Annotated in this window: 11 protein-coding genes; all 11 read left to right on the plus strand. The window is 64.9% G+C overall.

Annotated elements, in window-relative coordinates; translation table 11 throughout:
• Positions 1-162: 162 nt before the first annotated feature.
• The 11 genes from tssA (at position 163) to tssL (ending at position 12,182) form a co-directional block, all read left to right on the plus strand.
• Positions 163-1,338: a type VI secretion system protein TssA gene (tssA, locus tag D3242_RS27865; protein ID WP_019859786.1), complete on the plus strand. Its 1,176-nt coding sequence runs from the start codon at positions 163-165 to the stop codon at positions 1,336-1,338.
• A 5-nt stretch (positions 1,339-1,343) separates the two neighbouring features.
• Positions 1,344-1,880: a type VI secretion system contractile sheath small subunit gene (gene tssB / locus D3242_RS27870; protein ID WP_019859789.1), complete on the plus strand. Its 537-nt coding sequence runs from the start codon at positions 1,344-1,346 to the stop codon at positions 1,878-1,880.
• A 3-nt stretch (positions 1,881-1,883) separates the two neighbouring features.
• Positions 1,884-3,389: a type VI secretion system contractile sheath large subunit gene (gene tssC, locus D3242_RS27875; protein ID WP_010910844.1), complete on the plus strand. Its 1,506-nt coding sequence runs from the start codon at positions 1,884-1,886 to the stop codon at positions 3,387-3,389.
• Positions 3,390-3,471: 82 nt separating this feature from the next.
• The gene (locus tag D3242_RS27880) at positions 3,472-3,921 is read left to right on the plus strand and encodes an Hcp family type VI secretion system effector (protein ID WP_027047140.1); all 450 of its coding nucleotides are present in this window, start codon (positions 3,472-3,474) and stop codon (positions 3,919-3,921) included.
• Positions 3,908-4,660 carry a type VI secretion system baseplate subunit TssE gene (gene tssE / locus D3242_RS27885; RefSeq protein WP_019859791.1) on the plus strand — a complete coding sequence of 251 codons (753 nt, stop codon included), beginning with the start codon at positions 3,908-3,910 and terminating at the stop codon, positions 4,658-4,660. The genes D3242_RS27880 and tssE overlap by 14 nt, the downstream gene beginning before the upstream one ends.
• A gap of 1 nt (position 4,661) precedes the next feature.
• The gene (gene tssF / locus D3242_RS27890; protein ID WP_064986032.1) at positions 4,662-6,536 is read left to right on the plus strand and encodes a type VI secretion system baseplate subunit TssF; all 1,875 of its coding nucleotides are present in this window, start codon (positions 4,662-4,664) and stop codon (positions 6,534-6,536) included.
• Positions 6,500-7,561: a type VI secretion system baseplate subunit TssG gene (gene tssG / locus D3242_RS27895; RefSeq protein ID WP_064986034.1), complete on the plus strand. Its 1,062-nt coding sequence runs from the start codon at positions 6,500-6,502 to the stop codon at positions 7,559-7,561. The genes tssF and tssG overlap by 37 nt, the downstream gene beginning before the upstream one ends.
• Entirely contained in the window at positions 7,558-9,018 is a 1,461-nt protein-coding gene (tagH, locus tag D3242_RS27900; RefSeq protein WP_064986036.1) for a type VI secretion system-associated FHA domain protein TagH, read from the plus strand. Before tssG ends, tagH begins: the two co-directional genes overlap by 4 nt.
• A 3-nt stretch (positions 9,019-9,021) precedes the next feature.
• Positions 9,022-9,474, plus strand: a complete 453-nt coding sequence (tssJ, locus tag D3242_RS27905; protein WP_019859795.1) for a type VI secretion system lipoprotein TssJ — start codon at positions 9,022-9,024, stop codon at positions 9,472-9,474.
• A gap of 40 nt (positions 9,475-9,514) precedes the next feature.
• Complete coding sequence (gene tssK, locus D3242_RS27910) at positions 9,515-10,849, plus strand: type VI secretion system baseplate subunit TssK (protein WP_010910851.1); 1,335 nt, start codon at positions 9,515-9,517, stop codon at positions 10,847-10,849.
• A gap of 4 nt (positions 10,850-10,853) precedes the next feature.
• Positions 10,854-12,182, plus strand: coding sequence for a type VI secretion system protein TssL, long form (tssL, locus tag D3242_RS27915; RefSeq protein WP_064986038.1), 1,329 nt, complete (start codon positions 10,854-10,856; stop codon positions 12,180-12,182).
• The last annotated feature ends 1 nt before the right edge of the window (position 12,183 follow it).

The raw sequence follows: 12,183 nt of genomic DNA on the forward strand, positions 1-12,183 counted from the left end.
CATTTCGCATGCGCGGCCCGCCAATCGCGCAATGGGTTTGGTTGAAAGATTGCGGGAGATTCAGCTTCTGTTAGTTTTTGGGGAAGTGCTCAATTGTCGTGGCATGGGACCGATGATAACGTTGCGTCACATGGGTCACAGGGCCCTTTGCTGGGGGTAGGTGTGATTGATCTCGCACTCTGGCTGAATCCTCTGGACGGCGCGAACCCGTCGGGAGAGGACTTACGCAACGACCCGGCTTTTCATGAGCTGGAGCGGCTCACGGAAGCCCAGCTCAAGGTCGTCCACGACGGTGGCAACAAGGCTTCGCAGTCAACCAGCGCTGTCGACTGGGCGGCAGTCCTCGAAAAATCGGAAGAATTGCAGTCGCGCGGCCGGGATTTGCGCCTTCTGGTCATCGTCACGCGCGCGCTGGCCAATGAAGAGAAGCTCGCCGGCCTCGCCCAAGGGCTGACCCTGATCGCGAGGACTCTCGACCAGTACTGGGATACGATGCATCCGGCCTTGCGGACGGGTGCCACGCCGCGCGACGCGGCGCTGCGACGCATCAATGCGCTGCTTGACCTCCAGAACGGCCAGGAAGGCCTGCTGGCGAACCTCAGGCAAACCGTCTTCTTCTCACCGCGCGCCATCGGGCCGATCAGCGGGCGAGACCTGGAACAGGCAGCGCTCGACGAGCGCGTCATGCTCCAGGAAGCTGCCTCGGGCCTCGGAACCGCCGAAAAGGCGGCGCTGGCGGCCGCCCACAACCAGCTGCTGAACCGGGTGCGCACAGCATGCGCGGCGCAGATCGATCAGGCCGCCGACACTGTCACGACACTTTTGGCCGATGCGCGCGCCGCGATTTCGGCGCTGGAGGCGGTGGATACCGCGCTCAATGCCCGCATCGAGGGCAATGGCGCGGCCGTTCCGGATCTGAAGAAGTTCCTGCAGCGCCTGCTGACGACGCTGGAGCGGAACTCCAGCGCCGGCGCCATGGCCAACGGTGCGGCAAAGCCTGCCCAGCAGCCGGCCCAACCGGCATCGACGCCCACCCAAAACGGTCATGGAGCCGAGACGATGGCAAGTGTGGCAAGCTCTGTGGAACCCAGCGCCGGCCTGCCTGACCGGATCAACTCGCGCGACGATGTCGTCAAATGCCTCGATCTCGTGGTCGCCTTCTACGACCGCACTGAACCGTCCAGCCCTATCCCGCACCTCGCCCGGCGCGTGCGCAGGATGGTGCACATGGATTTCGTGGAACTGATGGAAGATCTCGCCCCGTCGGGGCTGAAGGAATTCCGGCTGCTTGCCGGTGTCGCCGATCCCAAGAAGCCGGCCCAGAAGGATGAAAGGTAACCAGCATGCCAGCAGAGAGCAAAGCCAAGGTCATCGAAAGAAACCGCGCCCCGCGCGTGCAGATCGCCTACGACGTCGAAACCTACGGCAGCCCCACGACGATCGAGTTGCCGTTCGTCATGGCTGTCATGGCCGACCTTTCGGGCGCCTCGCAGACCAAGGAAGCGTCGAAGTCGGTTCTGGACCGCAATTTCGTCGAAACCGACGCCAATCGCTTCCCCAAATTCATGGAAGCGATGGGACCGCGCGTGAAGGCGCGCGTCAAGAACACGTTGCCGCAAGCCGAGGGCGCCGAGCGGGACGAGGAACTGGCGATCGATCTCACTTTTTCCAAAATGGGTGATTTCGCGCCGGACAAGATCGCCGAGCAGGTGCCGCAACTGGCCGAGATCCTCAAGATGCGGCGTCAACTCGAGGAACTGCTGGGCTTCATGGATGGCCGGGTCGACGCCGAAAAGCGCATCGCGCAGCTTCTGAACAACGAGCCGCTGCTGAGCAAGATCGCCGGCCAGGCGATTTCTGACGGCAAGGGCGAGGAGTAAGTCATGGCCGAACAGCAAAAGACCGCAGCCGCTACCGCCGAGGCCGAAGCCATCGATCTTGGCGAATTCAGCGGCCTCCTTGAAAAGGATTTCAAGGTCAAGAAGGACGACAGCGAGAAACTGCAGCAGTTGGTGCGCAACCTGGCGCTGGCCGCTCAGTCCCGTTCCGAGACGACGACCATCTCGTCCAACGCGATCAAGTCGATCAAGTCGCTGATCGCGGGCATCGACAAGATGCTGACGACGCAGGTCAACGAGATCCTGCATGCCCCGGAAGTGCGGGAGATGGAAGGCACCTGGCGAGGCCTTTGGTACCTCATCAACAACACCGAGACAGACACCAAGCTGAAGATCCGGGTGATGAACATCTCCAAGGAGCAGTTGGCCGACACGCTCGAAGACTATGAAGGTCAGATGTGGGACCAAAGCCCGATCTTCAAGAAAGTCTACACGGACGAGTATTCGATGCTGGGCGGCGAGCCGATCGGCTGCATCATCGGCGCCTACGAATTCTCCAACCATCCGCGCGACGTCGGCCTGCTGCGCAACATCTCGGGTGTCTGTGCCTCGGCGCACACGCCATTCATCGCGGCCGCCTCGCCGCGGCTGTTCCGCATGGACAGCTGGCAGGAGCTGCCGAACCCGCAAGACCTGCAGATGATCGTGAACAACCCGGCCTATGCCTCATGGCAGTCGCTGCGCGAGAGCGAGGACGCCCGCTATATCGGGCTCACCATGCCGCGCGTGCTGGCACGCCTGCCCTACGGCTCGGAAACCGTTCCGGTGAAGGGCTTCACCTTCGAGGAAGAGGTGGGCGGCGACCACAACAAATATGTCTGGATGAACGCCGCCTTCCCGATGGGCGTCAACATCAACCGCAGCCATAAGCTCTATGGCTGGGGAACGCAGATCCGCGGCGTCGAGAATGGCGGCACGGTGCTCAACCTGCCGGTGCACGCTTTCCCGACGGACGACGGTTCGATCGCAATGAAATGCCCGACCGAGGTCGCCATCGACGACCGGCGCGAGGCCGAATTGGCGAAGCTCGGCCTGATGCCGATCTTGCACCGCAAGAACACCGATCTCGCGGCCTTCATCGGCGCGCACTCGCTCCAGGATGACGAGACGCGCGCCGGGCGCCTCGTCGACCCCGACGCCCAGTCGAACGAACGGCTGAGCGCCAACCTGCCCTACCTCTTCCCGGTGTCGCGTTTCGCGCATTACCTCAAGGCGATCGCGCGCGACAAGATCGGATCGTTCAAGGAACGCACCGATATGGAGATCTGGTTGACCGAATGGATCAACCGGTACGTACTGGCCAATCCGGCCTTCGCCGACGACAAGGCGCGGGCCAAGCGTCCGCTTGCCGCGGCCGAGGTTCAGGTCGACAGCGTCGAAGGCCGGCCCGGTTACTACAATGCCCGTTTCTATCTGCGTCCGCACTACCAGTTGGAAGGCATCAACGCCTCTCTCCGGCTGGTGTCGGAACTGCCGTCAGTGAAGGGCTGAAGTCGCAGCGAAGTCATCTTGTTTCGTTTGAAAGCGGTGGAGAAAGACAATGCCGACCACAGAGAGAAGCGAGGCTCCTTCCATGAAGATCGATGGTTTTTTGAAAGTCCCGGACATCAAGGGCCCGAGCAAGCGCGACGGCCATGAAGACGAGATCGAAGTGCATGGCGTCGATTACAAGATGATAGCGCCCTACGACCCGAATTCGCTTTCGCGACGCGGCCGTGTGTCGATGGGAATGATCAAGTTCATCAAGCACTACGACAAGTCGTCGCCGTATCTGAAGAAGGCACTGTTCGAGAACAAGGCGCTCGACGAGGTGGTGTTCTCGGCACGCCGCACCATTGACGGCGAGACCAGCGACTATCTGGTCGTGACGCTCACCGACGCCTCGGTCATGGAGTACGATATGCGGCAGGCCGCCGACGAGGCCGATCTTATCGAGGAAGAAGTCAGCTTCGCCTACAAGAAGATCAAGTTCGTCTACGACAAGGACGACGAGATCGAAATGGACGTCTATGTCGGCAAGTGAGGCCAAGCGGCCTGGCGCGAAGCCGCAGCTTGCCGGCAGTTCGCGGGCAAAGCGCGAGGCGGTCCAGCCTTCGCTGTGGGACCGCCTCGTCAACGACTTGCCGGGTGTGGCGTCGGAGATCGACGGGCTGCGCCGTCTGCTGGATGAAGAACTCGGCGCCGAGCGCGTCGGGGCTCTTCTTGACGGCAGCGCGCGCGCCATCGATACCGACGCCGAACTGACGCCTGAGCAGAGACGGCGCCTGCACCGGCTGGCCTTCCAGACCGAGCATCGCGCCGAGATCGAAAGCCGCGGCGTGGTGGTTTCGGCACGCGTGTTGAGAGAAGCCGTGCGGCGCGACATCGAGGCGCTGTTCAACACCGAGCGCTTCGAATCCGTGCCGATGCTTTCCGATGCCGAACACGAACAGCCGCTGGACGAACTGCCATCACTGGCCGACTTTCCCGAGGTGCGCCGCAGCGTCGTCAATTATGGCGTGCCCTCCTTTTCCGGCCGCTCTTCGCGGGATTTCGACCGCGATGCGCTGGCGCGCGAAATCCGCACGGTGCTTGCCACCTTCGAGCCGCGCCTGAAGGAGAGCGCCACGACCGTCAACGTCACGCTCGGTGACAAAACCGTCGGCCTCAAGATCGAGATCGACGCGGTGCTGATCATGACCCCGACACCGGAGCGTATGCGGCTGCGCACCACGATCAATCTCGACAACGGCCTGGCACGAACCGAATTCCGGGAGACCTGAGATGGATCGGGTCTTCGTGGAGTATTACGAAGAAGAACTGACCCATATCCGGGCGTTGGCCGCGGAATTCGCCGACATGCATCCGGCGGTCGCCCGCAATCTTTCCCTCGACACGGTCCCCTGCCCCGACCCCTATGTGGAACGGCTGCTTGACGGCGTGGCCTTCCTGGCCGCGCGCACCCGTCTCAAGGTCGACGCGGAGCGCTCGCGCTTCTCGCGCGCCGTGCTCGATGTGCTTTACCCGGATCTGGTGACGCCAGCGCCCGCGACGGCGATGGCTGTGCTGAAACCCGGCCAGCAGGTGCAGTCGATGATTGCCGGCCACGCCGTCCCGCGTGGCACACGACTGGTCTCCGGCCTCAATCCAGGGCTTTCGACGCGTTCGACCTTCACCACCGCGCAGGAGGTCACGCTGTGGCCGATCGCGATCGCCTCGGTCGGCTATTTCCAGGATCGCAGCGCGCTCGCCGCTGCCGGAATCGCGATGATCGGCGACGCGCGCGGCGAGGCGGCGTTTCGCATCACCCTTGCCCGGACGGGAAAGGGTAAGCTCAGCGAACTGTCGCTCGACCGTCTCGACCTCTATTTCGCCGGGCGTGCCAGGGCACCCTTGCTTTTCGATGCGATCTTCGGCGCCTGCTCGGCTCTCGGCGCGCGGGCGGAAGGCAAGACCAATCCGCTGACGGCGCTGCCCGAGCCCGAAATGATCGGCATCCGCGACGACGAAGCGTTGATGCCGCGCACCCGTCCGACCTTCGAGGGATACCGGCTGCTGCGCGAATATTTCATGATCCCGGAGCGCTTCCATTATGTGCGGGTCGCCGGCCTCCAGCCGGTGGTGCGCAAGTGCGATGCGGGGATCGAGATCATCTTCCTGTTCCGGCGTCCGGTGCCCGAGCTCGCCGATGTGACGGTTGCCGACTTCGAATTGTTCGTGACACCGGTCATCAACCTCTTCGAACGCGAATGCAACGTCATCGAGATCGATCCGCGCAAAACGCGTCAGGTGCTGCACGCCGACCGCACCCGGGCGCGGGATTTCGAGATCTTCCGGGTCACCCGGGTCGAGGACGCCGACGCGGAGAGCGGCGAGGCGACAATTCCAGAATTGTTCAGCCTGGGGCAGAACCGCGGCAGCGGCTGGGTCTATTCGATCGAGCGACGTCCGCGCCGAGCCACCGAAGACGAACGGCGCGAAGGTCTGACCCGCACCTCCTACACGGGCGACGATGTCTTCATCGCCGTCTCGCGGCCGGCAGGAAGCTCGCCAAACCGGCCGCTCAAGCGTCTCGACATCACGGCGCTGTGCACCAACCGCGACCTGCCGATCCTGGACGACACGCCGACGCTGACGCTGGAGACGGCCGATCCGGTCGAAGCGGTGCGCTTGCTTGGAGCGCTGCGGGCGCCGCAGCCGGCAATCCCGGCGTCCCTCCCGGCCAGCGCGGCAGGCGAATCCCGCGCCGATAATCTCGCCTGGCGGCTGGTGGCGCAGCTCTCTCTCAACTTCCTCAGCCTTGCCCAGGAAGGCCGTGGCGTCGATCCGCTGCATGCCTTGCTCGACCTCTATGCCGATCGCGGCGATCCCAGCCTTGCCCGCAACGTGCATTCGATCGTGCGCATCGATTCACGCCCGGTGATCGAGCGGCTCCAGATCGACGGGCCAATGTGTTTCGGACGCGGCACCGAAGTGACACTGCATGTCGACCAGTCCGTGCTGGCGGGGCAAAGTTCGCTGCTGCTTTCGGCCCTGCTTTCGCGGCTGTTCGCCCGCCATGCAGGGATAAACGGATTTGTGCGGACCCGTACTCGGTTGCTGCAGAAGCAGGAGGATGTGCCATGGCCGATGACGCCCGGCAATCGCTGCCTGATCTAGCGGAGCCCGCAACGGTCGCTGCTGAACCGTCGCTGGAGAACTTCGATTTTTTCGAGCTGCTGCGGCGCCTGGAGCAGCGCGGTGGATTGTTCGGCCATTCCGGAACGGCCGACCGCGAGCCGGCGAGACTTGGCCAGCATGTCCGCCTGAGCTTCTCGGCCCGCGACGTCGTCAAGTTCCAGGGCGTCGGGGCCTCCGCCCGTGTGACCGTCGCCAATCTCGGGCTGCTTGGACCGGAAGGACCGATGCCATTGCATCTGACACGCTGGGTGCTCGACCGGCTGTCGCAGCGCTGGTTCACCGGGGCCGATGCCGAGCAGACCAGCGACACGACCTTCGTCGATTTCGTCAACATCCTGCAACACCGCATGATGGCCCTTTACTATCGCGCCTGGGCTGACGCGCATCCGGCGGTGCAGGTCGAGCGGTCCGTCGGCGGGCGAGTTCGCGCCATGCTGGAGGCAATGTCCGGGATCGGCCTTCCCGGCACGCAGGATCCCGAACTCGACACTGTGCGACTGCGACAGGCTGGATCGCTCGCCAACCAGGTCGACGGCGTGGAGCGGCTGACGCTGTTTCTCGCCACCGCCTTCAAGGTGCCGGTGCAGATCAAGGAATTCGTCGCCGCCTGGATCACCATACCGACGGCACTGCAGACGCGTCTCGGCAAGGCCCATGCCGGGCTTGGACGCGGCGCGACGATCGGGCCGCGGGTGTTCAGCCGTCAAAGCAGGATCGAATTGCGCGTTGGTCCGCTGAGCCTTGACGACTTCAAGTCGTTCCTGCCCGGCGAACGGCGTCTTGGCCTGTTCAAGAAGGCGGTGCGCGACATGATCGGCGAGACGCTCGACGTCGATTTGCGCATCGTGCTCGCGCGCGAAGCCGTGCCGTTGCCACGGGTCGGAACTGTCCAGCTTGGCCGGACGGCCTGGCTGGCGCGGCCCTCCGCAAAGGGTGACGCCGACGATCTTAGATTGCACACCATCGTCGGCTGGCGGCCGGAAATGGCGGAGGCGGCCGCATGAGCCTTCTGCTGACGCTGGAACAAGGCCCGCGCTCGCAAGTGGTCAGGCAGACCCGGCTGGACGAGGGCGAATTGGTGATCGGGCGCAGCGCCGATGCCGGCTGGCAGATCGACGACCCGGACATGTTCGTCTCGCGCGCACATTGCAGGATCAGCGGCGACCGGGATGGCTATTTCATTACCGACACGTCGAGCAGCGGATTGTTCGTCGATGACTCCGACAGCCCCCTGGGACCTGGCAGGTCGATGCGGCTGCAGAGCGGCATGCGCCTGCGCATGGGCGACTATATCTTCCACGTCGAGGTTCAATCCAAAGCGAACCGGACGTCGGTCGGCCCAGCCCCTGTCGCCGGCCATCCCGCGCCTGCGTGGTCATCGCCGGGAGCGAGAACGCCTGCCAGCATCGGCGGTGACGACTTCTTCTCGGCTAAGGTCGAGGAAGAACCACGCCAGCCACGCCCGGCGGACCTGCCGAACCCGTTCGAGCAGCCTGTTCCCGGGGCTTATGATCGCCCATCGAGCCAACGCAGTTCGCCTGCCTTTGACGACCCGTTCAGCCTCGACCCGGTGGCGACGTCGCAATCCGGTGATGTCGCTGCTCCAGGTCAGCCAGATCCGTTCGGGTTCGGCGAAATGCCTTCGCGCAACGATGCGTCCGGGCATGCGGCAAAGCCGGCCAGCTTCGATGACGATTTCAGCTTTGGGCCGGCAGCGACCCCGCCTCTCGCCAACGGCGCCGCCCCGGCAGGACGTGTGCAGCATCAGGCTGAAAAGCCGCGAGCCGGGCATCCCTGGGATGTGCCGGTGCAGCCGGCCGAGCCACCGCCGCCGCGACGCGCCGTTCCAGCGCCCAAGCCTGCGCGTCCGGCGCAGCCCGCATCCGGCGATATGGCGCTTCGCGCCGCATTCTTGCGCGGCATGGGCGTCGAGGAGGCTGATTTTCCCGCTCGCGATCCGATCGCCGAAATGGAAAAATTCGGGCGTGAATACCGGCTGATGCTGGATGGCTTGATGCAACTCCTGCGCAAGCGCGCCGAGGAGAAGGGAAGCGCGCGCGTCGCCCAGACGGTGGTCGGCGCCTCCGAAGTCAACCCGCTCAAATTCCTGCCGACGGCCGAGGATGTCATCGTCACCATCATCTCCGAACGCAGTCCGGGCTTTCTCTCCGGCGAGGCGGCGATCAACGATGCGGTAAAGGACCTTGCACAGCATCACGTGCGCGCTTGGCGCGGCGTTCAGGCCGCGCTTCGGCGCATGATCGACCGTTTCGATCCGGCCGCGATCGAGGAAGAGCTCAAGTCCAATTCCGCCATCGGCAATCTGCTCTCCGGCGGACGTAATGCCAAGCTGTGGGAGCTCTACCAGAAACGCCATCGCGACATCGCCCAGAGCGCGGAATCGAGTTTCCTGGGCGAGATCGGCGCAGACTTCAGGGACGCATACGAAGAGGAGGAGTAGGACATGATCGACAGACGCGAATTCGTCGTTGCCCTCGGCGCTACGGGGCTGCTTGCGGCTTGCCAGAGCGGCCCGCCGAAACCATCGGTGATCTCGGTCAACGTGACCGGAGGCGCCGGCATGAATCCAGGACCGGGCGGCGGCGACAGGCCGGTGACGGTACTGGTGATGCGGCTTGCCAGCACCGGCAAGTTCAACTCGGCCGACTATTTCGCGCTGCAGGGCGATGCGAGCTCGGCGCTCGGTGCCGACCTCATCGGCTCCGACACGATCTCGGTCGCGCCAGGCAAGACGGCGGCCAAGACCATCACGGTCGAGCCGAACGCCACGGCACTCGGCTTCGTGGCGCTGATCCGCGAGCCGGGCGGACGCAACTGGCGCACGACCAAGTCGGTATCGCCAGGGTCGAAATTTACCGTCAATGTCAGCCTCGGCAAGGGCGGCATTTCCGCCTAGCGACAGGGGCCACGGATGGTTGTGGCCAGAAAGTAGTGGCATGAGCGATGCAAACAGGGTGCTGTGGTCGGAGGGCCTGTTTCTCAGGACCCAGCACTTCCAGCAGCAGGATCGGTTCTTCGAGGGCATGGTGCGCGGCGCATTGCAGGCCGGCCAGCTCCATACTTTCGGCTTCCAGCAACTGACCCTCGACCAGTCGCTGCTCGACGCCGGCCAGGTCTCGATCGTGTCCGCCCGGGGTATTTTCCCGGACGGCACGCCCTTCTCCATCCCGGAACTGATGGATGCGCCCAAGCCGCTGCCGGTCACGGCCGACACCGGCGCCGGTCCGGTGCTGGTGGCACTGCCGCTCGAGCCACCCGGTGGCGTCGGGTTCGATCCGGCGCATGCGGCATCGACGGGCGCGCGCTACCACGGCAAGATCGTTTCGGTGCGCGACGCCGTCCAGAGCGGCGCCGATCCCGAAGAGATCGAGATCGCCCGCCCGCAAGCCGCCCTGCTCGCGCCCGGCAAATCGGTCGGCGGTTATACCGCCTTGCCGATCGCCGACATAAAGGGCGTGCGCGCCGACGGCGGCATCTCGCTCGATGAGACGTTCCTGCCGCCGACGCTGATCACCGGCGCGGTCCACTGGTACCGGCAATTGCTGCAGGAAGTGGTGACCGGCCTCGACCAGATCGCCGAAGCGCATGGCAAGATGGTGATGGGCGGCGCCGGCCGCAGCGTCGAAGACCTTTTGATGCTGCACCTCGCCAATGCCGCTCGCCCGCGGCTTGCCCACATGCTCGCGCAGGATGTCTTTCATCCGGCCGAACTCTATCTCGAACTGGCCGGACTGGCCGGCGAGATGGCAACCTATGGCTCGAGCTCGCGGCGGCTCGGCGAATTGCCGGCTTACGACCATATGGCGCCCGGCCCTGCCTATATGGCGCTGGCCGACGCCCTGCGTTCGCTCATCCTCAGCCTGCGCTACATCGAGCCGAAATCGCGCGCGCTGCCGGTCATGCGGCACGCGACCAATGTCTGGAAGGTGCGCATCGACAACCCGAAGCTCTTGGTCGCCAGCCGCATCGTCATCCGCGTCGGATCGGAACTGTCGGAGGACGCGCTGCGCAAGATTTTCGTCAACCAGGCGACAGTCGGCGCCGCTGACCAGTTCGAAGGCCTCTGGAAGTCGCGCCTGCCGGGCATTCCGCTGAAACCGCTTCATTCGCAGCCACGCGAGATTCCCTATGATGGCGACCGGCTGTGCCTGGAGCTTGACCAGAAGAGCGAGCATTGGGCCTCGTTGCTCGACGCCCCCGGCTTCGTCATCGGCGTTTCCGGTGTCCTGCCGAGCGAGCCGCAGGTCGACTGCTACTCAGTGAACAGGTGAGGCCATGAGCCGGGATGATCCTTTCGGACTGTCGGAGGATCGCGAACGCACACGCATCAGGCTGGCGGGCGCCGCCCCACGGCCGATGGCGCCGCTGTCACCGGGCGCGCCGGTAAAAAGGGCGCGCGCCCATCCCAACACGCTCATCAATATCTTCGCGCCGTTGCTCGAATTCGCGCCCGAGCTCGAAAGCGCGCTGGCGCCGGAGAACCCGGAAGCGATGCGCACGCGCCTACTCGACGAGTTGGTTCAGGCGCGCGACGCCGCCATGGCAGCGGGCTCCTCGCTGGAGCGCGCCGACCAGGCGGCCTGGGCGGTGGCGGCGTTGCTCGACGACCTCGCGCTGAACACGCCGTGGGGCGGCGCCAGCGCCTGGCCGCGCCAGCCTCTGGTGGTCATGCTGCGTGGCGACGTCGATGCCGGCACCCAGTTTTTCACCCGCCTTGACGAGCTGGAGCGCCATCCCAACCGCGACCGGGAGATGCTTGAGCTTCAGTATTACTGCCTGGCGCTCGGCTTCCGCGGCAAGTATCGGGTGCCCGGCCGCGCCGGCGACCGCTCGCTCAATGCCGTGCGTGTGGCAGCCGCGCGCTTCCTGCGCAATGCGGACGCCGAGGACGCGCCGCTGTCGCCGAACTGGAAAGGCGTGATCGCTTCCGACGAGCCGCAGCGCTTCATCGTTCCGATCTGGGTGATGGCACTTGCCGCGGTTGTCGTCGCCGCCGTCGCTTATATCGGTCTGTCGATGAGCTTGAGCAGCCAGGCGGTCGAACTCTCCGCCCTCGTGCGCACGCTGCCGCCGGCCTCGCGCGCGGACGTTACCCGCGCCGCACCCAAGCAGGATGCGCCCGCACCTGAACCGCCACAGCCGGTCGATTTCGCGCTGCTGCCCGCGTTCAAGGCCGAAGCGCCGGCGAGCCTCAAGGGCGCGCTCAGCGGTACCGAGAGCGTCTCGCTGGCCAAGCTGATCATCCAGTCCTCCAACCCCGAGCTCTTCCAGTCTTCGCGGCCGACACTGTCGCAGGGCTACGAGCCCCTGATCCAGTCTATCGCCAAGGTGATCCTCGCCAATCAGGAGCTGATCGGCAACATCACGATCGTCGGCCATACCGACAATGTGGGCCTGCAACGGTCCAACCCGCTCGCGAGCAACCAGCGGCTCTCGGAGGCACGTGCCCAAACCATAGCGGACCTCCTGGTGCAGGCTGGCGTGCCACAGGAGCGCATCCATTCCGAAGGCCGCGCCGACTCCGATCCGGTGGCCGACAACTCGACGCGCGAGGGCCGCGCGCTCAACCGGCGCGTCGAGGTCCTGGTCGAGAAGAGGCTCTGAG

Source organism: Mesorhizobium jarvisii, from assembly GCF_003601985.1.
Taxonomy (GTDB): Bacteria; Pseudomonadota; Alphaproteobacteria; order Rhizobiales; family Rhizobiaceae; genus Mesorhizobium; species Mesorhizobium jarvisii.

What these genes read in the sequence shown, in the direction of transcription:
- tssL (WP_064986038.1), top strand. Translation starts at nt 10,854, where the DNA reads ATGAGCCGGGATGATCCTTTCGGACTGTCGGAGGATCGCGAACGCACA.
- tssB (WP_019859789.1), top strand. Translation starts at nt 1,344, where the DNA reads ATGCCAGCAGAGAGCAAAGCCAAGGTCATCGAAAGAAACCGCGCCCCG.
- D3242_RS27880 (WP_027047140.1), top strand. Translation starts at nt 3,472, where the DNA reads ATGAAGATCGATGGTTTTTTGAAAGTCCCGGACATCAAGGGCCCGAGC.
- tssJ (WP_019859795.1), top strand. Translation starts at nt 9,022, where the DNA reads ATGATCGACAGACGCGAATTCGTCGTTGCCCTCGGCGCTACGGGGCTG.
- tssG (WP_064986034.1), top strand. Translation starts at nt 6,500, where the DNA reads ATGGCCGATGACGCCCGGCAATCGCTGCCTGATCTAGCGGAGCCCGCA.
- tssK (WP_010910851.1), top strand. Translation starts at nt 9,515, where the DNA reads ATGAGCGATGCAAACAGGGTGCTGTGGTCGGAGGGCCTGTTTCTCAGG.
- tssC (WP_010910844.1), top strand. Translation starts at nt 1,884, where the DNA reads ATGGCCGAACAGCAAAAGACCGCAGCCGCTACCGCCGAGGCCGAAGCC.
- tagH (WP_064986036.1), top strand. Translation starts at nt 7,558, where the DNA reads ATGAGCCTTCTGCTGACGCTGGAACAAGGCCCGCGCTCGCAAGTGGTC.
- tssF (WP_064986032.1), top strand. Translation starts at nt 4,662, where the DNA reads ATGGATCGGGTCTTCGTGGAGTATTACGAAGAAGAACTGACCCATATC.
- tssE (WP_019859791.1), top strand. Translation starts at nt 3,908, where the DNA reads ATGTCGGCAAGTGAGGCCAAGCGGCCTGGCGCGAAGCCGCAGCTTGCC.